The organism is Streptomyces novaecaesareae (assembly GCF_000716875.1).
GTDB lineage: Bacteria > Actinomycetota > Actinomycetes > Streptomycetales > Streptomycetaceae > Kitasatospora > Kitasatospora novaecaesareae.
Genome location: NZ_JNWQ01000037.1, coordinates 12,944 through 36,058, shown reverse-complemented (window position 1 = coordinate 36,058; position 23,115 = coordinate 12,944). Strand labels below are relative to the sequence as shown.

The 23,115-nt window shown below is 67.9% G+C and carries 17 protein-coding genes; 13 read left to right on the top strand and 4 right to left on the bottom strand.

Annotated elements, in window-relative coordinates; genetic code table 11:
* Window positions 1-246: 246 nt before the first annotated feature.
* Genes OP86_RS16420 through drmB form a run of 5 tightly spaced genes read left to right on the top strand, consistent with a single transcriptional unit; the run spans window position 247 to window position 9,581 of the window.
* Window positions 247-1,005 (top strand): hypothetical protein, encoded by a 759-nt coding sequence (locus OP86_RS16420; RefSeq protein ID WP_234434995.1) that lies wholly within the window; start codon window positions 247-249, stop codon window positions 1,003-1,005.
* On the top strand, window positions 1,002-2,519 hold the full coding sequence (locus OP86_RS16415; RefSeq protein WP_030055259.1) for a hypothetical protein: 1,518 nt from the start codon (window positions 1,002-1,004) through the stop codon (window positions 2,517-2,519). The genes OP86_RS16420 and OP86_RS16415 overlap by 4 nt, the downstream gene beginning before the upstream one ends.
* Window positions 2,516-4,210, top strand: coding sequence for a nuclease-related domain-containing DEAD/DEAH box helicase (locus OP86_RS16410; protein WP_030055258.1), 1,695 nt, complete (start codon window positions 2,516-2,518; stop codon window positions 4,208-4,210). Before OP86_RS16415 ends, OP86_RS16410 begins: the two co-directional genes overlap by 4 nt.
* A complete protein-coding gene (locus tag OP86_RS16405; RefSeq protein ID WP_030258454.1) occupies window positions 4,207-7,650 on the top strand; it encodes a helicase-related protein in 3,444 nt (1,147 codons plus the stop codon). The genes OP86_RS16410 and OP86_RS16405 overlap by 4 nt, the downstream gene beginning before the upstream one ends.
* The gene (gene drmB, locus OP86_RS16400) at window positions 7,647-9,581 is read left to right on the top strand and encodes a DUF1998 domain-containing protein (protein ID WP_030055256.1); all 1,935 of its coding nucleotides are present in this window, start codon (window positions 7,647-7,649) and stop codon (window positions 9,579-9,581) included. Before OP86_RS16405 ends, drmB begins: the two co-directional genes overlap by 4 nt.
* A gap of 418 nt (window positions 9,582-9,999) precedes the next feature.
* Here drmB and OP86_RS16395 read toward each other — a convergent pair whose 3' ends face one another.
* The 3 genes from OP86_RS16395 to OP86_RS16385 all read right to left on the bottom strand — a co-directional run bounded on the left by OP86_RS16395 (window position 10,000) and on the right by OP86_RS16385 (window position 14,579).
* A complete protein-coding gene (locus OP86_RS16395) occupies window positions 10,000-10,842 on the bottom strand; it encodes a helix-turn-helix domain-containing protein (protein ID WP_030055255.1) in 843 nt (280 codons plus the stop codon).
* 1,320 nt (window positions 10,843-12,162) lie between these two features.
* Complete coding sequence (locus OP86_RS16390; protein ID WP_030055254.1) at window positions 12,163-13,230, bottom strand: methyltransferase; 1,068 nt, start codon at window positions 13,228-13,230, stop codon at window positions 12,163-12,165.
* 128 nt (window positions 13,231-13,358) lie between these two features.
* On the bottom strand, window positions 13,359-14,579 hold the full coding sequence (locus OP86_RS16385) for a cytochrome P450 family protein (protein ID WP_030258450.1): 1,221 nt from the start codon (window positions 14,577-14,579) through the stop codon (window positions 13,359-13,361).
* Between the two features lie 397 nt (window positions 14,580-14,976).
* Here OP86_RS16385 and OP86_RS38800 point away from each other — a divergent pair, with 397 nt between their 5' ends.
* From OP86_RS38800 to OP86_RS16350, 8 genes are all read left to right on the top strand, one after another.
* A complete protein-coding gene (locus tag OP86_RS38800; RefSeq protein WP_267883118.1) occupies window positions 14,977-15,111 on the top strand; it encodes a hypothetical protein in 135 nt (44 codons plus the stop codon).
* Between the two features lie 267 nt (window positions 15,112-15,378).
* Entirely contained in the window at window positions 15,379-16,170 is a 792-nt protein-coding gene (locus tag OP86_RS34810; RefSeq protein ID WP_267883119.1) for a SagB/ThcOx family dehydrogenase, read from the top strand.
* 39 nt (window positions 16,171-16,209) lie between these two features.
* Window positions 16,210-17,244: a TOMM precursor leader peptide-binding protein gene (locus OP86_RS16375; protein ID WP_106973434.1), complete on the top strand. Its 1,035-nt coding sequence runs from the start codon at window positions 16,210-16,212 to the stop codon at window positions 17,242-17,244.
* Window positions 17,237-18,604: a YcaO-like family protein gene (locus OP86_RS16370; RefSeq protein WP_063832391.1), complete on the top strand. Its 1,368-nt coding sequence runs from the start codon at window positions 17,237-17,239 to the stop codon at window positions 18,602-18,604. Before OP86_RS16375 ends, OP86_RS16370 begins: the two co-directional genes overlap by 8 nt.
* A 1-nt stretch (window position 18,605) precedes the next feature.
* On the top strand, window positions 18,606-19,373 hold the full coding sequence (locus tag OP86_RS16365; RefSeq protein WP_030258445.1) for a CPBP family intramembrane glutamic endopeptidase: 768 nt from the start codon (window positions 18,606-18,608) through the stop codon (window positions 19,371-19,373).
* Window positions 19,370-20,056 (top strand): CPBP family glutamic-type intramembrane protease, encoded by a 687-nt coding sequence (locus OP86_RS16360; RefSeq protein WP_030055246.1) that lies wholly within the window; start codon window positions 19,370-19,372, stop codon window positions 20,054-20,056. The genes OP86_RS16365 and OP86_RS16360 overlap by 4 nt, the downstream gene beginning before the upstream one ends.
* Before the next feature lie 36 nt (window positions 20,057-20,092).
* Window positions 20,093-21,157, top strand: coding sequence for an LLM class flavin-dependent oxidoreductase (locus OP86_RS16355; RefSeq protein WP_030055245.1), 1,065 nt, complete (start codon window positions 20,093-20,095; stop codon window positions 21,155-21,157).
* Window positions 21,158-21,395: 238 nt separating this feature from the next.
* A complete protein-coding gene (locus tag OP86_RS16350; RefSeq protein ID WP_030055244.1) occupies window positions 21,396-22,058 on the top strand; it encodes a TetR/AcrR family transcriptional regulator in 663 nt (220 codons plus the stop codon).
* A gap of 36 nt (window positions 22,059-22,094) precedes the next feature.
* Here the strand turns inward: OP86_RS16350 and OP86_RS16345 are convergent, their stop codons facing one another.
* A complete protein-coding gene (locus tag OP86_RS16345; protein WP_078588973.1) occupies window positions 22,095-22,856 on the bottom strand; it encodes an MmyB family transcriptional regulator in 762 nt (253 codons plus the stop codon).
* Window positions 22,857-23,115: the final 259 nt, after the last annotated feature.

The following is a 23,115-nucleotide window of genomic DNA, read 5'->3' as shown; positions in this document are numbered from 1 at the left end:
CCCCGGCTCTAACATCCAGTCTGTCCTCAAACTACAAGTCAGGTTCGCGGCCGGAGGGAGACAGGCGGGGTGACGGAGGGACGCTCGCCAGTCAGGCTTGGCCTGGCGGACGGTCCTGGCCAAACGGTCGAGTGCGCTCCGTGGATCGGATCGTTCATCGTGCTTGGTTCGAGGCTCCGGTACTTCGTGCCGAAGCTCGCTGGACGGCAGTTGGTGCTCGCAGTCTCGGTCCCGAGGCGTGATTACGTGGCCGCGCTCATCGCGGCTGGCTGGACGCTGTCGAGCCCGGCGCCCGAACTCCCGGATCCGGCCGAGGCCTTCCGGGTGGCAGCCGGGGGAGTGTACTTCCGGGCGGTGACCAGCAACCGGATCAACACCGGGGTTTTCGCCAGACTCGAACTCGGACATCCGGAGCCCAGGGTCCTCGTCGCCGGGAAATGGCTGCCGGTCACGCGCTATGAGGCGGTATTCGAGCTCGACGCTCCGGCGGAGCCGTCGCAGTCAGTGCTGCCGGCGCCGGGCTCACTGGCGGAGCTGGTCGGCGCATCGGCCTCGTGGGCCCAGCGGATGGCCTGCCCGCCGTCGGACCTCGTCCTTGTCGGCACTGCCAAGTGGCTGCTGGAGGACCTGGAGGCGTGCATCGGGAATGCCGCGGATCCGGCGGATACGCCCTGCCCCCTCAAGAACTACGTGCTGCCTGCTGTGGACGGGGCGGCGACGTGGTCGACACAGGTGGTATCTGCTTCGAAACTGGGGGACCAGCTGGAGACCGTGGAGCAGCACCAAACCGCGGTTCTTGACGGCTACGGCGCGATCAAGTACCTCAACGACGTTCTTGCACCGGTCGTCGTCTGCGTGATTGACCGGTCGGTCGCGGATGAGTCTGCCGCGGAGACGGTCATGCAGGCCCGGAGCGCCAACAGCCGTCCGGTCAGTCTGAAGGGCGAGTTGGTGTGGCAGCCGCCCGCCGGCGTCGAGGCGCTCGCATTCACGGTGGCGCTATGAGCAGGGTGTACGACGTCATCCACCGGTACAAGGCGTGCGTCGCGATCATGGAGCACGGTGTCGACATCTTCGTCGTCGGCGATCCGGCGGGCGCCCGGCTCAACAGCGCAGTCCGCCGCCTCGACCGTGTCGTTGCCGAGAATGGCGGCGACGTATGGGGGGGACTGCTGGGCGCGGCGAACGCTCTGCGCTGGCGCCGTATGACGCAGCCGCAGCCGGGTGAGTTCCATCCCGGCGCTGCCGAGGCTGCCAGCTCGGTCGTCGGCAAGGTGCACATGCTCCGCGGTGCCGTGGCAGACCAGGCGCTCCTTGACGAGATCACCGCAGCCGCCCGGGGGGTCTGCCAGACCGATTCGCCAGTCGGTACCGAGCTCCGGCGCTCGATCGAGGAGGCGGACCCGTCCATCTGCGCCGTTGTGGCCAGCAGCAGTTCGGCCCGGGCGGGGATGCGGGAGTGGCTCTCCCCGCTCCGCGTTCCCGTACTGCTGCCGGGCGAGCTGGGGGAGGTGGACGGGCGGGTCGAGCAGCTGTACGTTGTCGGGCCGCCCTTCTTCTTCCCGCCGTCGCTGGTGACCGCGCCGGCAGCGGACGAGCTGACCTTCTTGATGCCGGCGTGGTTCAGGCACCGGGCTGTTCCGGTGTCGCGGCTCGCCGGCCATGCCGACAGGGCGGTGGAGGTCAAGGCCAGGGAGCGGAGCATCGGTGATTTCAGCGAACCCGAGCCCGCCGCCCCCGGCGAAGAGCCCACCGCAGACGGCTACCTCCCGCAGCCGGTGTGGGGCGGGCGAACCTCCGGCGACCGTGAGCCCCGACCGGATGAAGCAGAGGCGTGGAAGGTGCTGCTCGCGGGCCATCGCGCCATCTGGCTCGACGACGGCGACCGGATCCGGGCGCTCGACCCGCGCCAGCCGGAGGGCGAGCGGGTGACCTACGCCGCTGTGGAGAACGTAGTACCGGGGACGTACCTGGTGCTTCGGGACGGAGAGACGGAACGCGGCGCCATGTACGAGGCGGCGCTGCATTGCATAGGCCCGCAGGCCGAGGCCGTCGAGGAAACCCAGCACGGCTGGAAGGCGGCTCTGGCGGAACGGCTCGCAAGGAAGGGCACGAGCGCGAGCATCGCGGAGCTGAGTGCACTGGGCGTCAGATCTGCGGCGCGCGTCCGGGCGTGGACTGATCCGGTGCTCATCAGCCCGAAGCACGAGGAGGACCTGGTCCTCCTGCTTGAGTGGCTGGGGCTCGGGGTGGAGCCCTCGCACCAGAACGCGATGGGGCTGCGCCGAGCGGTGTACCAGGCGAGCGCGGACCTGCGCGAAGAGCTGGAGGACGCGGTGAGCCGCGCCGATCTCGCGGCTCTTGAGCGCGTCGGCCACATGAGCCTCGAGATCGGGCGCGAGGGCTTCCGGAGCATGGTGGTCGCACGGGTGCAGGCCCGTTCCCCGTATACAGAGATCGTGGCCCGCCCGCACCTGCGGGTCCCCTTCCCGGATCGGAGCGGCGAATGGCTCGAATGATTCCCTCCTACTTCCTGCCGGGGACTCCGCCGGGGGAGCAGGAGTTGCACCGGGCGCTTGCCGATGCCGACGGCACGGACGACTGGACCGTGCTCCATTCGCTCGCGATCGCCGAGCACGTGAAGAAGCCCGAGGGAGAGGCTGATTTCGTAGTCATCGTGCCGGGGCGCGGGATCCTGGTCATCGAAGTGAAGTCGCACCTGTCACTCGATTACCGGCACGGGGTCTGGAAGCTCGGCAACGACGCCCCGACGGCGCGGGGCCCTTTCAAGCAGGCGGGTGAGGCGATGCACAGCCTGCGCCAGTACCTGCTGAAGAAGCACGTCGACCTCCGCTCGGTCCCGGTGCTGAGCGCTGCCTGGTTCACCGCCATACGGGCACGGACGATGCTCCCCGGGTCGCCGGAGTGGCACGACTGGCAGGTGCTCGATTCAGAGGACCTCAGGAACGGCGCTGCCGCCGCGATCCTGCGTACGTTCAAGGCAGGCTTAGCGCACCTCGACCAGACCACCCATGTCGCCTACGGCGGCGTCTCCTTCGACGAGGCGGCGGCCCAGCGCGTCGCGCTCCTGTTGCGGCCCCACTTCGAGGCAGGTGTGGTCGCCGGGGACCTCAGGCGTGCCCGCGAGGACCAGCTCGTCCACTTCGTCGAAGAGCAGTACGAGGCACTCGACTCGATGGCTGACAACCGCTCGGTGCTCTTCACCGGGCCGGCCGGGTCCGGAAAGACGTTCCTGGCCATGGAGGCGGTGCGGCGCGAGCTCGCCCAGGGGCACCGGGGCCGCTTGCTCTGCTTCAACCGCCTGCTCGCCCTGAGCTTGACCGCCGACATGCCCGAAGACCGGGCTCTGACGGTCGGAACCCTGCACCGCCAGCTGCTGGACATCGCGGGGGTGGAGCCCCCGGCTGACCCGCTGCCCGGCTTCTGGAACGAGGAGCTGCCGGAACTAGCGATGGAAGGCGTTGTCGAGGCGGGCGAGGACGCGGCGGCGGACTTCCTCGTGATCGACGAGGTACAGGACATCCTGACCGAGCCGTACCTCGACGTGCTCGACCTGATGGTCAAGGGCGGGCTCGGGTCAGGGCGGGTGCTGTACTTCGGCGACTTCGAGCGGCAGGCGATCTACGATGACGGCGCGGGCCGGGAACTGCTCCGCACGAGGATGCCGCACCTGCCCACCCGGCGGCTGACCATGAACTGCCGCAACCTGCCGCGCATCGGACACATCGTCAACAAGTTCAGCGGCCTCAACCCGGGGTACCAGAAGTTCCGCCGCGGAGACGACGGGATGAACCCTGACTGGCAGGCGTACCGCACCGGAAGCGATCAGACGCCGCTGCTGCTGGACGCGATCCGGAAACTCCGGGAAGACCACTACCAGCTGCACGAGATCACCGTGCTGAGCCCGCTAGCCGAAGGCTCGGCCGCCGCCTCGGCAACCGACCCGTGGCTCCGCCAGATCCTGCAGCCCGTGACCGGCAAGGCCCGGCGGAAGGGCGTGCTGCAGTACGGGACGATCCAGGCGTTCAAGGGCCTTGAGTCGCCGGCGGTGGTAGTCACGGATCTCAACCGGAAGCTCGTCCCCGGCTTCGAATCCGTCATGTACGTCGGGCTCACCAGGGCGACTGACCGGCTGTACGGGATCATTGAGAACGACACGCTGCGTGCGGTTATGGAGGGCAAGCTGTGAGCGGTGTGAAGGCACGCGGCATCGTCGAGGCTGCGGTCCGCCGGGAGCTGTTCGGTCCGGCACCCGGCGACATGCCGCTCGGCTCCCCGATCGACTGCTCGGGCCCGAGGTACAGCTTCGCGACCGATGAGGAGAGCCGAGGGCAGTTCCACGACCGCGACACGCTCGAGGAAGTGCTGACCCGGTCCGATCCGCTACGGCGGTACGGCGTAGGCGTCCTCCACAACGGCGGGAGCGCGGGCGGTACGGCCGTCACCGGCGATCCGGTTGTGATCGACGGTGCTCCCCAGAGCGATGAGGGCCTCGACCAGCCGCCAGTCGAGGTGAAGGGGCATGCCGCCCGGGACGGGGCCGACTCGGACGACTTCGACCTCTCCGACGCCAACCGGCGGAAGCCCTCCGCGATGGCGGTCTCGTTCAAGGCCAGGGTTCCGGCAGGCGGTTCGCTCGCGGTACGGGTGACCGGTGCGTACTACGACCGGGTCGTGGTGACGACTCCTGGCGCCCGGGACCTCGACTGGTGGGTGCGCCGTCCGTTCGAGCTCTGCGGGAAGTTGGACGGCGCCACGCTCCTGAACGACGTGCACAAGATCAGGGTCGTGCCGACGGAACCGGTTTCGAACGAGCCGAAGATCCCGCCCGCGAGGGTGCCGACACTGAGCGTCTTCAGCCGGATGGTGCCGGGTGAGCAGGACCCGGAACTGAGGCTCGTCACTCTTGCCGTGGTCAACGAGGTGCCCGGAAAGGGGCCTGGCAGCGCCTTCTTCCAGGTGGGTTTCAGGGCGACCGCGCAGGACGGCCTCCTGATCGAGCCCTACCCGGATGTGGCGCAGCCTGACAGCGATGACGAGGAGGAGTCGATCGCGCTGCTCTACCGCGAGCGCCTCACCTACGCGATCGGCCACGGCTGTGCGGCTTCCTGGAGCGGATCCGAGCCGGCGGCCTGGGTCGAGGCGGATGCCATGCCCGCGTATGAAGTGCCGAGCCTGACGCCTGACGTCTTCGAGGTGCACCCCGACGGCAGTCGTACCGCGGTCAGCGTCAGCATGGCCGAGCTTGCGGAACAGACCCCGGAAGGCCGTGCCCAGGTCGAGACGGTGCTCAGGCTGTACCGCGAGTGGATCGAAGACCGGGAAGCCGCGATCCACGATCTCGACAAGCGGTTCCAGTCGGCGGCCCTACGGCACATGCGGCTCTGCCATGAGGCGCTCGAACGGATGGAGGAGGGCTGGGAGCGCGTTCTGCACGACCCCCTGGCGGCTCGCGCATTCCAGTTGTCCAACCGCGCGATGCTGTACCAGCAGATCCGGTCCCGTCTCGACACCCGCGAAGTCAACAGGGACAAGCAGGGCATCTACCGCCCGGTCGGCAAGCATCCGGAAGCGGTTCCCGGGCCCCGAGACGGCCGGTGGCGCGCCTTCCAGATCGCGTTCGTCCTGGCGAGCCTGCCGGAACTCACCGACCCGGGACACCGGAACCGGTCCGTTGTCGACCTGATCTTCTTCCCCACCGGAGGCGGCAAGACCGAGGCCTACCTGGGCGCTTCGGCCGTTTCGCTCATTGCCCGCCGCCTGCGCAACCGGGACGACGCGGGCACCGACACGCTGATGCGCTACACCCTCCGCCTCCTGACGGCCCAGCAGTTCCTCCGGGCGTCGTCCCTGATCTGCGTGCTCGAGGACATGCGCTTGGAGAACGAGGAAGAGCTCGGCTCGAAGCCCTTCGGCATTGGCGTCTGGCTGGGCGGCGACTCGACTCCGAACTCCTGGAAGAGCGCGGAGTCGAGCCTGAAGAAGCTGTACAAGGACTACAACGCGCCGAACCAGTTCCTGCTTCTGAAGTGCCCCTGGTGCGGCACGAAGATGGGTCCGGTCCGCCGGGCCAAGGGCCAGGACACGCCTGGATACGTCTGGTCGGGCAACCGCTTCCTGTTCAGGTGCATCGACGAGCACTGCCGCTTCAGCGGGCGCAAGGGCCTGCCCGTGCACGTTGTGGACCAGGACATCTACGAGTCGCCGCCGTCGATCGTGATCGGTACTGTCGACAAGTTCGCGATGATGGCGTGGCAGCCCGACGCCCGGTCCCTGTTCGGATTCGGACCGGACGGCAAACGCGTGTACTCACCCCCGGGCCTGATCATCCAGGACGAGCTGCACCTGATCTCCGGTCCGCTCGGATCGATGGTCGGCCTCTACGAGCCGGTGATCGACGACCTGACCACTGGTAGCAGCAGTGAAGGGGCGCCGGTTCCTGCGAAGATCATTGCGTCGACCGCGACCGTGCGGCGCTACGAGGACCAGATCAAAGGACTGTTCGGCCGGACCGAGGTGGCACTGTTCCCCCCGCACGGCCTGACCGAGGGGCATTCGTTCTTCGCTGAGCCGGAGGTGCTGGAGGACGGGACACCCGCCCCGGGCCGGAGGTACCTGGGGGTCATGAGCTCCTCGCTCGGTTCGACGCAGACTGTGCAGGTACGCGTCGCGGCGGCAACGCTGCAAGCAGGACCGCAGATTCCGGACGAGGCTGACCGGGACGGCTACTGGACCAACCTCAACTTCCTCAACAGCCTGCGGGAGCTGGGCAATACGGTCTCGCTGCTGGAGTCCGACGTGCCTGACTACCTCGTCGGCCTGCAGCGGCGCGACGGCATCACACCGCGCTGGCCCCGGAACGCGATGGAGCTGACGTCACGTCGGCGCAGTGACGAGATCCCCAGGGCGATCGAGGAGCTCCAGGAGAAGCTGCCCTCGCCGGACTGCGTAGACATCTGCCTCGCGTCCAACATCATCGAAGTCGGTGTCGATGTGCCCCGCCTCGGGCTCATGACGATCGTGGGCCAGCCGAAGACGACCGCCCAGTACATCCAGGTCAGCGGCCGCGTTGGCCGGGACCTGCGGGCTCCCGGCCTCGTCATCATGATCTACGGAGCCGCAAAGCCCAGGGACCGGAGCCACTACGAACGGTTCCGGACGTACCATCAGCAGCTGTACGCCCAGGTCGAACCGACGTCAGTCACCCCGTTCGCCGAACCCGTCCTGAAACGCGCCCTGCACGCCGCGGCGATCTCCCGGATGCGGCAGCTGGAATCCGGGCTCGAACCGCACCCCTTTCCGGAGGACGAGTACGACGCTGCGATCGCGCTCCTGCGCCGGAGAGCGGAACTTGCCGACCCGGAGGAGCTCGCGATCTTCGACCACTGGGCTCAGGAGCGGGCCCGCCAGTGGCGGTTGGGCGAGCGGACGGCATGGGCTGCGAGCACGTTCTTCAACGGGGACCCGAAACAGGGCCTGATGCGCCCGGCCGGCGAGCTCGCCGACCCCGACAACAAGACGATCACCTGGGACACACCCATGAGCATGCGCAGCGTTGACGCGGAGTGCCGACTGGAGATCACCCAGGCGTACGTCGTGGATTCCCTGGAGCAGGAGGGCAGCGCATGAACAGCGGCAGCATCCGGAGGGCGCAGCTCGTTACGCCGTTCGGTGTCGGTGCGATGAGCGTGCTCGTCGACGGCACATCGGTGATCACCGCTGGGCTCGACCACTGGTACCCGAAGGGGGACCACAACCTTGCGCTGGAGGAATTCACCGTCCGCGACTGGCGTCTCGAAGCCCGCCTTGGCGTCGCCGGATTCCGGCTGCCGCCGGATTTCCGGCCCACGGGGAACGGCGCGGACCAGCGCAACGTCAGGCTGACAGTCCCCGCCCTGCGCTTCCCGCTCTGGTGCTTCTGCATGTACTGCAAGCGGCTCCAGACGACGACGCTGAGCTTCCAGGACGTCGTCCGCTGCAAAGACGGCGCTCACGCGGAGCGCAAGGGCGACGGTCCGCGCATGTCCCAGGTGCCGTTCGTGGCCATCTGCGAGGACGGGCACCTCGACGACTTCCCCTTTGATAAGTGGGTTCACCGATCCAAGAACCCGACGTGCAAAGGTGTGCTGCGGCTGGTCTCGACCGGCGCCGGCGGGCTTGAGGGACAGGTCGTCCGCTGCGGCTATGACAGCAAGGGCAACCACGACAAGCGGCTTGGGTGCGGGGCCTCCCGCAGCCTGCAGGGCATCACGACCGGAGGCCGCCGGGGTGACGACGGCCAGGAAAGCACCGTCCTCACCGAGGAGCTGGCGGGGCGTGCGGATCCCTACTACTGCTCGGGGGCCCGGCCGTGGCTCCATGAGGACGGCGGGCCGTGCGACAAGCCCGTCCGTGGCGCCCTCAGGGCAGCGGGCAACGTCTACTTTCCGCGGGTCGAGTCCTCGATCTACCTGCCGCAACAGGAGGGTGCGGTAACTGATGCGATGCGGGAGCTGATGAAGCGGCCTGATGTGGGCCCAGTCATGGCAGTCGTCTTCGCATTGACGGGAGCGGAGGCACCCCCCGCGATGCTCCGGAACCAGCTGCCGTTCGAGCTGTTCGAGTCCTACAGCGATGAGCAGCTCACGGCCATGTATCGGGACATGCACGGCATCGGTGCCGACAACAGTGCAGAGGGGAGCGACTCGGATGATCTGACAAGCGACGACATCTGGCGGTACCCCGAGTTCAAGAAGATCCGGGAGACTCCCGACGACGACGCTCTCCGAGCGGCCGACCCGGGCGTGCAGGCGGACTTGCGTTCTCACATCAGCAGGGTGAGGAGTGTGTCCGTCCTGCAGGAGACGAGGGCGCTGCGGGGCTTCACGCGGGGCCGTGACAGCGAGCTCAAACTCCCGGTGGGCAAGGCCATGCTGCGTCGCCGCGCTCTTCCGCCGGTAAATGACTGGCTTCCGGCCTACGTAGTCAAGGGCGAGGGCATCTATCTGGAGCTGGATCCCGACCGCCTCGCAGAATGGGAAGCCCGCGACGAAGTCCAGGCCCGTGCCGACAAGATCGCGAACCGCTACTCGCATGTGGTCGCGGATCGGGGCGGACGAGTCCGGTACCTCAGCCCGAGGTTCGTCATGCTCCACACGCTCGGACACCTGCTGGTCAACGAGCTCGTATTCACCTGCGGCTACAGTTCAGCGTCGCTGCGAGAGCGCCTCTACGTGTCGCAACAGGGCGGGCGCGACATGGCCGGCCTGCTGATCTACACCGCGGCAGGCGATTCCGAGGGCACGATGGGCGGACTCGTCCGCATGGCCCGCCAGGAGCGCCTGCGGGCGGTCTTCGCGTCCGCTCTGACCAGTGCGCACTGGTGTTCGACGGATCCGGTGTGCATGGATGCAGGGGAGAAGGGCCAGGGGCCCGACTCGTGCAACCTGGCTGCCTGCCACGGCTGTGCGCTACTGCCCGAGACGAGTTGTGAGGAGTTCAACCGGTTCCTTGACCGTGGATTGGTGATCGGTACGTTCGATGAACCGACCCTGGGATTCTTTTCGGACCTCACACTGTAGCTGGGGATCAACGGGGAGCAGGTTCAATCCTGCCGTCCCGACTTGCTTAACAGCAGGTCATAGGCCTTTCTCGCTTCTGGTGGGAGGGGCCTTTTTTGATGTTCCATCAGTAGATGGTCGGAGTATGGTCGCGCGGCTCTGCGATGTTGGGCCATTGGCCGGGTAACTCGTCTCTACCTCCGGGCTCGGGAGTGTCCGGGACACGGTGGGCCCTCAAGGACGCCTGCGGCGCTGCTACCGTGGTGAGCTGCGCTCATCCTTGACCGCCCACCGCGTTCCTGAGGTGCGGCTGACTGCCGGGCGGCCCGGAGAAGAGCGGCGTCCCCTGGTCCAGGCAGACACGGCGCCGGGATCCCCATGGGGACGGATTTGGCGTTTGAGGTGGGGAATTCCGTGACGTTCCACAGAAGGCGCGCTCTCACCAGCGCCTACCGCGGGTCCTTCCGTTGCTGGGCCGGTACGCGTCCTTGATGATCTGGGCCAGATCGTCCTCGCTGAACATGCGATGGCTGCCGATCTCCCGGTGTGGCACGCGGCCGACGGCCGACTCCGAGCGTAGCCAGGCCAAGCCCACACCGAGGCGCTTCGCAGCCTCGGTGATGGAGTACAGCAGGGGGCCGTCGCTCTTGGCCTTGCCGTTGCTCGGCGGAGTCTTGGGCTTGCTCTTCGGCTCGGGCAGTGCGGTGGGTAGGTCGAGGGCGGCAGCCTCCGCCGCGGCGAGGAGTACACCGAGTCCTCGTAGGCGGGCAGCGTCGCCGATTCCGTCGTTGGGTCCGGGCAGGCCCAGAGCGCGCCGGGCCTGTGTGGCCGGATCCTCGGAGGGCAGGAGCAGAGAGGCGAGCCGGTAGTCCTCCTCGGTCATCGGGGCCTTGGCCTCGAAAGCGCGGAAGAGCCGCAGGCGCTCGGTCTGCAGCGCGCGTTTGTCCAGGCTCCGGATGCTCTCGCGCAGTTCCTCCCAACTCGCATGGGCCTGCACGGCCGCCAGAGCATAGGAGGTCACGTCCCCGCCTGGGTTGGCCTTCACGCGCCGGTGCTGGTAACAGACGTCCATCCCGGGTTCGACCGGGACCTTGCAGGGGAAACCGTAGAACGAAGCGACCGGTTCGGGACAGCGTGGCCTGTCACGGGCCAGCGAACGGTCCGTTCCCGCCCGGATCTGGCGGATCTGCTCCGCAGCGTTCTTCAGCGCCGGCCTGGGGATGCCCCATGCCTTCGCGGCCTCCAGGGGACTGAGGTGATCCAGCGAACGCATGCGCTCCATAGGGGTTCCTGTGCCGTCCACGGGCCATCCTCCTCAGTCCTCAACGGTCGTATCGTCCCTCTCGGTTGGCGCCCGCACGCTGAGTTGACCGATCACGGTCGAGATATGTGCGAGCAGGTCCCACACGTGCCCCGTTGTCGTTCATTCCCCGGCGAAGCCTGGCTGAGGACAGGTGCGGATTGGGGACTGGATTCGGGGACTCGCCGGGGACCACGCGTTGCGCGCCGCTGTCTCCGAGGCACCTGCTCATGAACGAACAGCGTGGGCTGTCTACCACCTGACGTGCAGCGATATACATCCCCGGGCGACTGGGGGTCAAGGGGTCGCAGGTTCAAATCCTGTCGTCCCGACTGGAGTTCAACTCCATTGTCGCAGGTCAGGGGCCGTTTCCTCCTTCGTGAGGAAGCGGCCTTCGGCGTTCTCCGGGGCCTGCTTCTCACATTCGTCTCACGGTTTCACGGTCCTGCGCCGGGACCTGATGCTGCTCGGCGTTGTGCACTGGTGACCGTATGCACGCATCCTTCCTGTATGTCCGATCTGTCTATCGCCAAAATGGGATTGATGGTTGCCCATTGTGATCGCCGATTCTGGCTAAGACGTTTGCACTTGACACTTCATTCCGTCGATCAAGTGCGCGCCGACAGACCCGTTTCTGAAGTCAGGCGGCCAGCTGCCCACCTCGCCTGGCACCGGGCTCGATAGCTGGTCGCCGCCCACGACGACTGCCCGGTGGGTGGCGGCGGCTTCGGTGGCGCTAGTGCAGGCTGCGGGGGCGCTGGGGCGTCGGGACAGGGTGTCGGTGGTGGCTTCGGCGGCGGGCATGCCCCTGGTGGCCTCGGCGGTGCCGGCGGGAATGTCGGCACGGGCGGCAAGTCCACCGGGCTGGTCCGCCGCTCCGGCGGGACGGTAGGGGGTGCTCACTCGGGCGGTGCCAGCGGTCGAGCGTTCACCGAGGGCGGCACCGGTCTTGGTCGCAACCGTCTTGGCTTCAACGGCATGGACGGTATGCCCGGGGCCCACGGAGCCAGAAGAAAGACAAGAAGGGCGGCAAACGCCAGGTCCCCTCGTCGAGGACGAGGAGACCTGGCAGACCAACGACACCGTCAACCCGCCCGTGATCGAATGACAGCCCCGCATCGGGACCTCGGCCTGGTTGCTTCAGCTCGCCTGTAGCGACCAGGCCTTGTCTTGCAAGCAGGACGAAGTCACTTTCGACAGGAGCGGTACTCCCGGTTGCCACTCTTTCCTTATGAAAATCGGCCCCTTCGGTAGGTCGTACCGAAGGGGCTGATCTGCGTATCCGTCTGAAGTTTCAGAGGCTCACTTCGGACGGGCGGTGAGTAGCCACTGAGGCGGTAGCAGGCTCTTGGCGTCGTCGAGCACGAAGCCGTACGTGTCGAGGAGCTTCTCCCACTCGGGCAGCGTGTGGACGCGTCCTCCACAGTTCACCATGACCTCGATGTCGACGAAGCGTCCAAAGTCGTACTCGTTGCCCGGGGTGATCACGGACTCGATGAGGAAGAGCCGGGCGTCCTTCCGGTCGCCGATGGCTGCGTGGATGCTCAGCAGGGTCTCGGCGGCCACCGTTTCGTCGAAGCAGTGCAGGGTGTTCTTGACCAGGTAGGCGTCCGCCTGAGTCGGGATGTCCTGAGGCAGTGCTCCGGCGAAGAGTTCGACCCTCTGCGCCAGTTTGCCCTGCGTCAGGTCGGGATGGGCTCCTTCCAGCACCTTGGGGCGATCCATGAGGATGCCCTTCAGCGACGGGTGGGCGTCGAGGATCGCTCGGAGAAGGGTGCCGTTGCCGCCGCCGAGGTCTGCCACTGTGCCGAACTGGGCGAAGTCGACGGTCTTGAGCAGAGCTTGCCCCACCCCCGCAGTGAGCGGCGCCCAGGCCCCCTGGTAGATGGTGCCCAGCTCGGGTGATTGGTCGAGGTAGTCGAAGAACGCCGTACCGTTGGCGTTCTGGAAGCTGGGCTGGCCCGTCTTGAGCACGTCCAGTATGCCGGCGAACGATCGGGTGGTGGGCTCCGATCCGAGCAGCAGGGTGAGGTCGCGCAGGCTGAGGTCCACGCCGCTGCTCAGGTGGTGTGCCATGGGGGTGATGGTGAAGCGGCCATCTTCCATTTCCGAAAAGACGCCAACGCCGGCTGCGGCGCGCAGGCAACGGCGGAGCGGATCCGTGAGTACGCCGCAGTCCTGCGCGAGGTCCTCGACCATGCGGGGGCCGCCCTGGAGTAGGTCGGCCACTCCGAGGTGGGTCAGGGCGAGCAGTGGTTGGGTGATCCACTTGGCTGCGATGAGTTGCATCAGGCGCAGATGCGGTGGCATCCAGGCGGGGAAGAGCAGGTCGGCCGGGGTAGCCGGGTTGGTGTCCTGGTGTGCGGGCACGGTGACTCCCTGAGTGCGTCGAGCTTCCGCTACGCGTTGCATAGGTGGGCTCGCGTTGATGGCTGGTTGGGGCGGCTTGGGTGCTCGGCCGCGCGGGGCGTACGGGCGTGTCCGCCCTCGGGTTGCGGTCAGCGGGATAGCACGACCGGGAGTCGGCTCATGCCTCGCATCACCATGTTGTGCCGCCAGGGGAGTTCCTCGTACGGGCCGTTCAACTGCACGTCCGGGAAGCGGGAGAAGAGCGAGAGTACGGCGATCTTCGCTTCCATCCGCCCGAGGGCGTGGCCCAGGCAGTGGTGCGCGCCGTGGCCGAAGGACAGGTGTCCGGTGGAGGCGCGGCCGAGGTCGAGCCGGTCTGGGTGGTCGAACTGCCGCGGGTCGCGGTTCGCCGCGCCGAAGAGCACGAGCACGGGATCTCCGGCCGGTATGAGAGCGCCTGCGACCTCGATCGGCTCGGTGGGGAAGCGCCAGGTGGCGGACTTGACCGAGCCTTCGAACCGCAGGAGTTCCTCGAGTGCGCCGTCGATCAGGTCGGGGTTCTGCCGCAGCCGGGCCAGCTCGGTGGGGTGCTGCAGGAGGGTGGCGATCGCGTTGGCGATGAAGTAGCCGGTGCTCTCGTGGCCGGCGAAGAAGAGCTGGAAGAGCAGGGAGTTGAGCTCGTCGGTCGAGATCTCCATGCGCCTCTCCGCGGCGAGCAGCAGCGCCATGAGCCCATCGGGGGAGACGGCCTGCGGATCGGCTATGAGGTCGCCGAGGTACGCTGCTAGCGACTGGATGACCTGGAGGAAGACGTCGTCGTGCTCCGCGTCGCCGCGCAGAACCTGCAGCCCGAGATCGCCGAACAGGAGGGCCCCGTCGGCGGGAAGGCCGATGAGCTCGACCAGGACCAGGATCGTTAGCGGGAGAGCGAAGTCGGTGAGGAGGTCGGCGCGCTCACGGTCGGCGAGATCGTTGAGTAGCGTGTCGGTGATCTCCTGGACGCGGGTCTCCAGCGATCGCAGCCGACGGGCCGTCAGAGCGGCCGACATGACCTTGCGCATGCGGGTGTGGTCCGGCGGGTCGGTCGCCAGCAGATGACGGCCGTACAGCGACTGCTTCTCCTCCGTGGCCAGGGACAGCAGCACCCCGCGGACTTCCGAGGTGGTGGAGGCTGGTTCGATGCTCAGCCTGCGGTCGATCAGGAGTGCGCGAGACTCCTCGTAGCCACAGACTACCCAGGCCAAAAGGCCAGGAGCGACCTCCAGTTGGTGGATCGGCCCGGCCTCGATAAGGCGGCGGTACGCGACGTACGGCGCTGCGGCGAACTCCTTCCGGAACGGTTGCGGTAGCACGGGGACAGGCGAGGCCATCTGAGTCTCCTTCGTCTGAGAGCGCGGGGGAACCGGACGGTTCGAGTGCGGTGAGCTGCAGGCGCATGCCGATCAAGGGCTGGAAGTCCCGAGCTGGGCGATCCGGGCCGGCACGCAGGCCTGACCGCGCGATGCCACAGCTATTCGTCTATCACGACCAGTCGAGTGCAGGTCAGCGTATGCATTCGAATGATCTTCGATTCGCACATGTTGTTCATAGCCCGTTGACCACAACCTGCGTTCGTTAGAGAGTCATTCCGGGCGGTCCGCGAAGGACTGATCGCCCAGGAACGCGGCTCGCCGAATCAGGGATTCCGTTTACGGGCGCATCCCATGGTAGCCGTTTCCTCTGGACAGGCCGTCAGGCCGATGTTTCCGCCACAAGGAGGTGAAACAAATGGAGCTTCGTTCTCAGGCCATGGTCGAGCACCGCAACGCCACGGCGCAGGTCACCCTCACTGGTGGGCGTGACGAGGAGATCGTGATTCCGGGCACCTGCTGCTGCTCGGCCGCGATCGTCCGCGAGAGCTGATCCGGCCCAGCCGGGTGAGGTAAGCCGAGCAGGCCAGGGCCCGGCCTGCTCGGCCATCCCCGAATCCTTTAATCAGCCCGGCCTGACGTCAGTCGCACCCGGCCGGCAACCGAAAGGTGATCCCGATTGTCTGATACTTCTCCGGGCGCCGCCTCCGGGGTACGCGATTCCCTGATAACGACAGAAACCCGCGAGGTCAGCTCCGGTATCCGCTCTGTCGGACTGCGAACGCACCCGTTGCGGTTCGACAACCTGTCGAGTGCGAATGTGTTCCCGCGTACCGCCGAGGAATTCCTCATAGCCAGCAGGAATGTCCGGCACGACAGGGAAACGCAGCTCTCCGTCGCCCACTACTTCTCCGATCCCGTCGCCATCGCACTGGCCCAGTCCTCTAAGAACCCTGGGGATGGCTCGAAACGCATCGCCCTGCCCGAAGCACAGCCACCGGCGGCGGACCTGGCAGACGCGATCGCAACCAGGCGCAGCGCCCGGCAGTTCGCGAGGGGACCGCTCTCATTGGAACAGGTCGCGACCCTGCTGCGCTACGGCAACTCCGAGACCGCGGAGGTCCTCGCACCGCTCGACGGCGGCGGCGAGGCGGTGCTGCGTCTGCGGACCGCTCCGAGCGCCGGCGGCCTGTACCCGGTGGAACTGTGGGTCGCGGCCCTGGATGTCACCGGTCTTGCGCGCGGTGTATACCGTTACCTTCCCCACGAGGACGCACTGGAGTTGTGGGCCGGCGCGGACACCCTGCAGCCGCTGCTCGACTCGTGCGCCGATCAGGGCCCCGGCGGGCTGACTGCCTCCGCCTCGGCGGTTCTTCTCTTCGTGGGGAGCCCCTGGCGCTCGATGCGGAAGTACGGCCCGCGCGGCATGCGCTTCCTGCTGCACGAGACCGGGGCGATCTCCCAGAACGTCCACCTCACGGCCACCGCGCTCGAAGCCGGCAGCCTGGACTACTCCGGCTACTTCGACGACGAGACCCACCGGGCACTGGGCATCGACGGCGTGTTCCGAGCCGTCGTCCACCTCGTGCTCCTCGGCGCCGTCGCCCAGTAGCCCCTGACCGAAGACCAATTCACCCACCATGGAGTCCCGATGCCAGAAGCGGAGGCGCGTCTCAAGCGCGCGATGACAGTGATCGGCCACAGCCCCGATGTCGTGGAGCTGCGGGTCGGAGTATGGAACCCGAAGTCGTTCACGATCACGGACGAGTCCGGCAAGGGAAAGCTGTTCGGCCTCATCGCCGGCCTCGACGGCACCACCAGCCACCGCGATCTCGCCCGCGCCCACGGGGTCTCACGGTCGACCGTCGAGGCCGTCGTCGATCACCTGCGCACGCTCGACGCCCTCGAGTGGGGCTCCACGAACGCGCTTGACGCGTACCTCGATCACGTCAGCGCCCTCCGGGTCGACGACGGGGCCCGCCAGCAGACCGACCGCGCGGTGCTGATCGGCGACCCCGCGCTCACCGACGGGATCGCCGGGCTGCTCGAGGACGCCCAGGTCGCCAAGATCGAACGGATCGGACCCGAGGACGCCCTGGCCCGCGACCTCGCCGCCACGGACCCGGCGATGCTGCACGACGGCCTGCGCTTGGCCGAACTGGCCGAGCGGTTCGCGCAGTTGCGTGGCGCCTACGTCGTGTGGGCGCAGCAGACGGTCAACCCCGTCCAGTCCCAGGTGTTCAACCGGATCGCTCTGGAACTCGGCGTGCCGTGGACGCATGCGGCCATCGACGGACCGTTCCTCTTCGTCGGCCCGACGATCGTGCCGGAGAGCTCCCCCTGCTACGAGTGCTTCGAGACCCGGGTCACCATGAACCTGCGGGAGAGCGCGAGCTACCTGAAATACAAGACCGCGCTGGCCGAGGGGCAGGTGGTCCCGGGCACGCCGCCGATGCTCGCCGCTTTGCGGACGACGCTGGCCGGGCACACCGCGCTGGAGGCGGTCAACTTCCTCAAGACCGGCAGCACCTTCACGATCGGCAAGACCCTGGGGATCTACCTGCCCACCATGGAGATCGCCCACCACGAGTTCCTCCGGCTGCCAGGCTGCCGGGCGTGCGGCTCCCTGCGCGGGCGCGACGACTCCAGCCTGTACTTCGACGCCAGGGCGTGGATCAATGAGTGAGGCAACCACCCTGGCACCGCGCGTCTTCCGCGACGAGGACGAGCGGGCGTGGTCCCTACAGGCCCGGATGCACAACCGGCTGTGTGGCCTGATCACCTCCATGGGCGGCTTCAACCGTCACCTGCGCGCCCCGCGACTGTTCGTGGAGGGCGCCGAGTTGACCGGCGTGCACCTGTGGCAGGACCGGCCCGCCCCCAAGCCCGGCTCGTACCACATCGGCGGGTACGGATTCGTCCCCTTCGAAAGCCGCATCCGGGTGCTCGGCGAGACCCTCGAACGCTACGCCGGCCACGCGGTGATCGCCGAGGGCCGTCTGCCCGTCACTATCGCCAGCCACACCGAGATGGTCCGGCGAGGCGAGCCGGTGCTGGAGGCCGAGGCGTTCACGTTCTTCGAGCGCACGCAGCTGTCCAGGAAGGACTTCCTCTACCAGGCCTTCGACCCGGCGGCCCCGATGGGCTGGATCCGCGTGCCGTCGCTGACCGAGGACAGCGAGGCCCTGGTGCCGGCCCAGCAGTTCCTGCTCGGCTACCTCCCCGCCGCCGAGGAGCCCTGGCTGGTGTCCGCGGTCACCACCGGCACGGCCGCGCACACCTCTCCCACGGCGGCGCTCAGCGGGGCGCTGCACGAACTCGTTCAGATCGACACGGCCATCGGGCACTGGCACGGGACGATGACGAGCGTGCTCATCGAACCGGACCACCGGCTCGGAGCTCTTCAGGCCTTCATCAACCGGCACTACCAGGGCACGGTCGCCCCCGAGTTCCACTACCTGCCGAACCCTGATCTTCCCGGCTTCACGGTGGCCTGCCTGCTGCGCTCGCCGGCAGGTGTGGTCCCGGCGGTGAGCGTCGGCCTGGGCAGCGGCAGCAGCCTCCAGAGGGCCGTCTACCGCTCGCTCCTGGAGACCGTGGGCGTCCAGGCGCTGGCGAACTGGTCGTTCTTCCAAGCGCAGTTGGATGCTGCCGACGGCAAGTTGGCGGCGAGCGACGAGCGACTGGACACCATGTTCGACCTGGAGTCCAACGTCGGCTACTACGCGAGCCCCGAAGGGGCGCAGAAGGTGGAGGAGCGGTTCGCCCGCAGCGTTCGCCTGCCCGCGAGCGACCTTCCGGCGGACGACGCACGGTCCTCTCGCGAGATCGTGCGGGAGGTCGTGGACGGCTTCCGCCGCACTGGCAAGCGGCTGTACTGGAGCGACCTGACCTCACCGGACATCCGCGACCTGGGCTTCACCGTGATGCGGGTCTGGTCCCCGGACACCCTGAGCCTGCCGCTGCCCAGCGCCCCGCCCGCCGCCCATCGCCGGTTCGCGGACTACGGCGGCTTCGCCAACCTCCTTCCGCACCCGTACCCCTGACATGCGCGCCTACCTCCTCGCCGTCCTGGTGCTGTGGGGGCTTGCACCGATGGCCCTGGCCTCCCACCTCCACGGTCGGTGGATCGAGACCAGGGCCCGCAACCTGCCGACGCTCCCCGTCTACCTCGTCCTGATGACCGGGCTTACCGTGCTTGCCCTCGCGGTGCTCGGGCCGGGCATGCTCTGGGAAGGCCGATGGCCCGGCCTGGCCGCTGCCGCGCCGGGCGGAATCGTACTCGCCGAGACCACCTGGCGAGCTGATCGGTACCTCGTCAGGAAGATCGGCAGGCGGCCGGGGCGGCCGGCTCCGAACACCGTCCGGGTCGTGCGGCACACGCGCCCGGTGGGGATCGCGGCGCGTGGGGTGCGTCCGGCGGCGGTCGCGCAGCGGGCTATGCCATCGAACCGGTGGGGCAAGGCGGAACGGAAGCGTGAGATCCACGTCGGCCTGCCCTGGCTGGTGGCTGGTGCCGTACTGGAAGAGACCTGGTACCGCGGGGCGCTTGGACACCTCGCACTGTTCGAGATCCCGCTCCCGGTCGGCGTGCTGCTGCTCGCGGGCGCGACGGCCGCGTTCGCTCTCTCGCACCTGCCGTTCGGCTGGCGGCAGGCCGCCGCCAAGCTTCCTCTGTCTGTCCTGGCCCTCGCGGCAACGCTGACCACCGGAACCGTGCTCACCGCCGTCATCGGCCACACGCTGTTCAACATCCGCGTCTGGCGCCTGTACCAGCGCACCGCGGCCGCCCGCGCGAAGGCGGCCACCGGATGAGCGCGCTCCTGGAACCGCTGCTGCGCGGTGCCGTCGCACTCGCCGTCCTCAGCGTGGGAGCCGGCTACGGCGTCCGGGCGCTGAACGTACGGCTGGTTGCAGTGGTCGGCGGTGAGGTCATTTCGCAGGTGGCGACCTGGTGCCTGGCATTCGGGCTCCTGCTGCCGCTGTGGTGGCCGGCCGGGGCAGGGCTCGACTCCGCCGCGAGCACCCTCGCACTCGTGCCCTTGAGCGCGGCCGTGGGCGCAGGGGAACTGGCAGTCGCGGGGCTGCTGTCGACCATGGTGGCGAGCGCCGTGCGCCGCGAACCGGTGGGAAGCCACAACTGGATGGCGGTGCTGCAGAGCACAGCTGTCCGGCCCTACCGCCGACTGGCACAGAGACTGCCCTGGTCGGCAGCGGCCGGAGTGTTCCTGCTGGTCGGGCTCGCCCAGGAACTACTCCTGCGGGGAGCCGTCTTCGGTTTGGCCAGGGGCGGCGGCGCCGGTCTGGCAGTCGCGCTGTCGGCGTGCTTCTCGCTGCTTGCCGCCGTACTGCCCGTGCGGGACAGGGACGGGCGGTACCTCGCCGGCGTCGTGGGCGTGGTAATCGGCGTGGTCCATGGCGTCCTCTTCGCACACACGCACAGTCTCATCCCCCTCGCCGTGGCACAGGGCACTTTCCTCGCCCTGGCTGTCCTGTAACTACCCAACCTCGTCTACCTGTTGAGGAGGAACGTCATGAAGTACGGGATATCTCTCCTGCCCGACTGCCGGCCGCATCTTCGCTCCGCGGCCCAGTACTACGCCGACGTGCTGCGAGCGTCGCGGCTGGCTGACCAGCTCGGCTTCGAGTACGTGAAGATGACCGAGCACTACCTCAAGGACTACGGCGGCTACTGCCCGAGCCCGCTCGCGTTCCTGACCGCGGTCGCGGCTCAGACCAGCAGGATCCGGCTGATGACCGGCGGCATCCAGGCTTCGTTCCACCACCCCGTCCAGCTCGCGGCGGACACCTCCCAGCTGGATGCGATCAGCGGCGGCCGCCTGGACGTGGGCTTCGCGCGGGCCTGGCTGCCGTACGAGTTCGAGGCATTCGGCATCGAGCTGGACGAAAGCCGCGCGAGGTTCACCGCGACGATCGAGGCCGTGGTGAAGCTGTGGACCGAGGACAAGACCTCCGAGGACACGCCGTTCTTCCGCTACACGGATGCCACTTCGCTTCCTCCGGTGACCCAGGCACCGCACCCGCCCGTGTGGGTGGCAGCTGTCCGTTCCAGGGAGAGCTTCGCCTGGATCGGCGAGAAGGGCTTCTCACTGCTGATCGCCTCCCCGCCCCGCGAGGAGGAACTCCCGCGCATGCGGGAGATGGTGGAGGTCTACCGCGAGACCTTCGAGGAGGAGCACGGCGCGTCGGGGCGCAAACCGCGGGTCGCCCTCAGCGTCCCGCTCTACGTGGCGGAGACAGACGACGAGGCATACACGGCCGGGGCACCGTTCCTGCGGGAGTACCTGCAGGTCTGGGGAGAGGCGGCCGACTCCTGGGCCGGCGTCACCTCCTCCGCCTACCCGGGCTACTCCGCCGCCGGGAAGACCTTTCTGAACACCTCGGAGGCCGACCTGCGCTCCACGGCGACCGGCGTGCTCGGATCCCCGGACACCGTCGTCGAGAAGATCCAGGCCCTGCGGGATGCGCTGTCACTGGACACGATGCTCTGGCAGATCGACTTCGGCGGGCAGAACGCGGAGTCCATGGAGCGCAACCTTCGGCTCTTCGCGCAGGAGGTCTGGCCCAAGGTCCGCTGACCAGCGGCAACCTGAGATGCGCCGATGACCGCCGTGGCCGGGAGTGAGCCCAACAGCCTCCCGGCTGCGGCTCCGTTGTGCTTGCCCTGCCTATTGGCTGGCTAACAAGATCAGTTAGGTGGCCTGGTGATAGGCTCCAAAGGCGCGAATGGAGGACGGGGTGGCGACAGGGTCAGATGCCCGGAAGCGGGTATCGCCGCGACGGCGGAAGGAACCGTCGCGCATCGACCGGGCTCCGGTGACCCTGGAGCGGGTCGCCGAGGCAGCCTTCCGGCTCATCGAGCGGGACGGACTTGAAGCCCTCACCATGCGGAAGGTCGCCGACGAGCTCGGTATCCAGGCCGCCTCCCTCTATTGGCACGTCCAGGACAAGCACGACCTCGTCGACCTGCTCGCCGACGCCCTCTTCGCGGACTTCGACCTGGAGGCACTGCCCGGCGCGGAGTCCGGCGACTGGAAGGCCAACCTGAAAGAGTTCGGCCACGCCTTCCGCCGATACCTGCTGAGCAGGCGGGACGCCGCGCAGATCCTCGTCAACCGCTTCGTGCTCGGGCCTCACATGCTCAGCAACCTGGAGCGGCTGCTCGGCTGGCTGCGAGGCTCCGGCCTCGGCGACCGGGAAAGCTCGTACGCGCTGATCACGTGCCTGGTCTACATCCATGGCTTCGTCCTGTGGGAGACCACCCCCATGTCCGGCGCGGTCGCCCGCGGTGAGGCCCCTGGGGAGTATCTCGACGAAGTGCGCGAGGAACTGGAGGAGTTGTCGCCGGAGGAGTTCCCCCACACCGTCGCGCTCGCGGAACAGCTCACGGGGCCGAGCAACGACGCCCGCTTCGAGTTCGGCCTGTCGTGCCTGCTCGATGGTCTCGCCGCGCAGGCGGCAGGCGGGGCCGGTGCATGAGGACCAGCTGAGTCCTCTGCGCCGACCCCGCCGGGCTCAACGACGACGATCAGCCGGTACGAAGGACAGGATCTTGTAGCCGGCCAGGTACCGGGGGACGGTCTCAACCACCGTGACGCGCGGACCCCACACCGGATGCCGGAACGGGCGAGCGGGCACTGGGCGAATCAGGGGACGAGTCGACAGCTGCGTCCACAGCCTGTGCACGCGCGGGTCGAGAGCGACGTTCCGCACCAGTGCCTTCGGCCATTCGGCCTCCGGGTACACCTCGCAGGCCGTCCTCAGATCGTTCAGCAGTGGCGTGGCCCACGCCTCGTCCCAGTCGCCGAGCAGGGTGTCACGAAGCTGGGGCGCCAGGAGCACCTGCCGCAGGAGATTCGCCCGGCTGTGCCGGTCCGGCGCGGCCGCGTGGAAGATGTCCTGGTAGGCGTCGTTGGCAGACACGACCCGCCAGGTCTGGTCGATGATCACCGCAGGGCAGGTTTGCATCGACAGCAGGTCCGCCCAGGTGGACTGCTCGTCGAGGGTCGCGCCGTCCAGCGGCGGCGGATCGTGGCGGACGGTGAGCATGTACAGCCGCCAACGCTCGTTAGGGCTCAGCTCCAGCAGACGTGCGAGCTCGTCGAGCACCGCGGTGCTGGGGTTGCGGATACGGCCTTGCTCGAGGTTCCAGTAGCCACGCGGGGACAGATGCAGTTGCTTGGCGACGTCCTCCTGGGAGACGCCGACGCGCTCGCGACATCGGTGAAGAAAAACTTGCAGCTCGCCGCGCGCCTTGATCGCCGACTGCACCGCCATGATCGTTACCCTCTCTGCTCGGTGAGTGGATTCGACCGGGGAAGTCGAAGAGCTGGGTAAGTTGCTTATGGCCAGTCACGGTTGCCGTCAGGACCGGGCGAGGCTGGGTTGGTATCGCCGGTGGGAGTGCGCCTGAAGGGCGGTGCCAGGGTGTTGCGGGATTTGGGTCCTTGCCTGTTCCGGCCGTACATCAGCTTGCTTGCCCCCCGGCGCATGCCGAACGCTTCCCGCCTCTAGCTTCGACGGCCAGCTTCTCCAC

What these genes read in the sequence shown, in the direction of transcription:
- OP86_RS16345 (WP_078588973.1), bottom strand. Translation starts at nt 22,856, where the DNA reads ATGGCGGTGCAGTCGGCGATCAAGGCGCGCGGCGAGCTGCAAGTTTTT.
- OP86_RS16375 (WP_106973434.1), top strand. Translation starts at nt 16,210, where the DNA reads ATGCCAGAAGCGGAGGCGCGTCTCAAGCGCGCGATGACAGTGATCGGC.
- drmB (WP_030055256.1), top strand. Translation starts at nt 7,647, where the DNA reads ATGAACAGCGGCAGCATCCGGAGGGCGCAGCTCGTTACGCCGTTCGGT.
- OP86_RS16415 (WP_030055259.1), top strand. Translation starts at nt 1,002, where the DNA reads ATGAGCAGGGTGTACGACGTCATCCACCGGTACAAGGCGTGCGTCGCG.
- OP86_RS16360 (WP_030055246.1), top strand. Translation starts at nt 19,370, where the DNA reads ATGAGCGCGCTCCTGGAACCGCTGCTGCGCGGTGCCGTCGCACTCGCC.
- OP86_RS38800 (WP_267883118.1), top strand. Translation starts at nt 14,977, where the DNA reads ATGGAGCTTCGTTCTCAGGCCATGGTCGAGCACCGCAACGCCACGGCG.
- OP86_RS16385 (WP_030258450.1), bottom strand. Translation starts at nt 14,579, where the DNA reads ATGGCCTCGCCTGTCCCCGTGCTACCGCAACCGTTCCGGAAGGAGTTC.
- OP86_RS16395 (WP_030055255.1), bottom strand. Translation starts at nt 10,842, where the DNA reads ATGGAGCGCATGCGTTCGCTGGATCACCTCAGTCCCCTGGAGGCCGCG.
- OP86_RS16355 (WP_030055245.1), top strand. Translation starts at nt 20,093, where the DNA reads ATGAAGTACGGGATATCTCTCCTGCCCGACTGCCGGCCGCATCTTCGC.
- OP86_RS16370 (WP_063832391.1), top strand. Translation starts at nt 17,237, where the DNA reads ATGAGTGAGGCAACCACCCTGGCACCGCGCGTCTTCCGCGACGAGGAC.
- OP86_RS16365 (WP_030258445.1), top strand. Translation starts at nt 18,606, where the DNA reads ATGCGCGCCTACCTCCTCGCCGTCCTGGTGCTGTGGGGGCTTGCACCG.
- OP86_RS16410 (WP_030055258.1), top strand. Translation starts at nt 2,516, where the DNA reads ATGATTCCCTCCTACTTCCTGCCGGGGACTCCGCCGGGGGAGCAGGAG.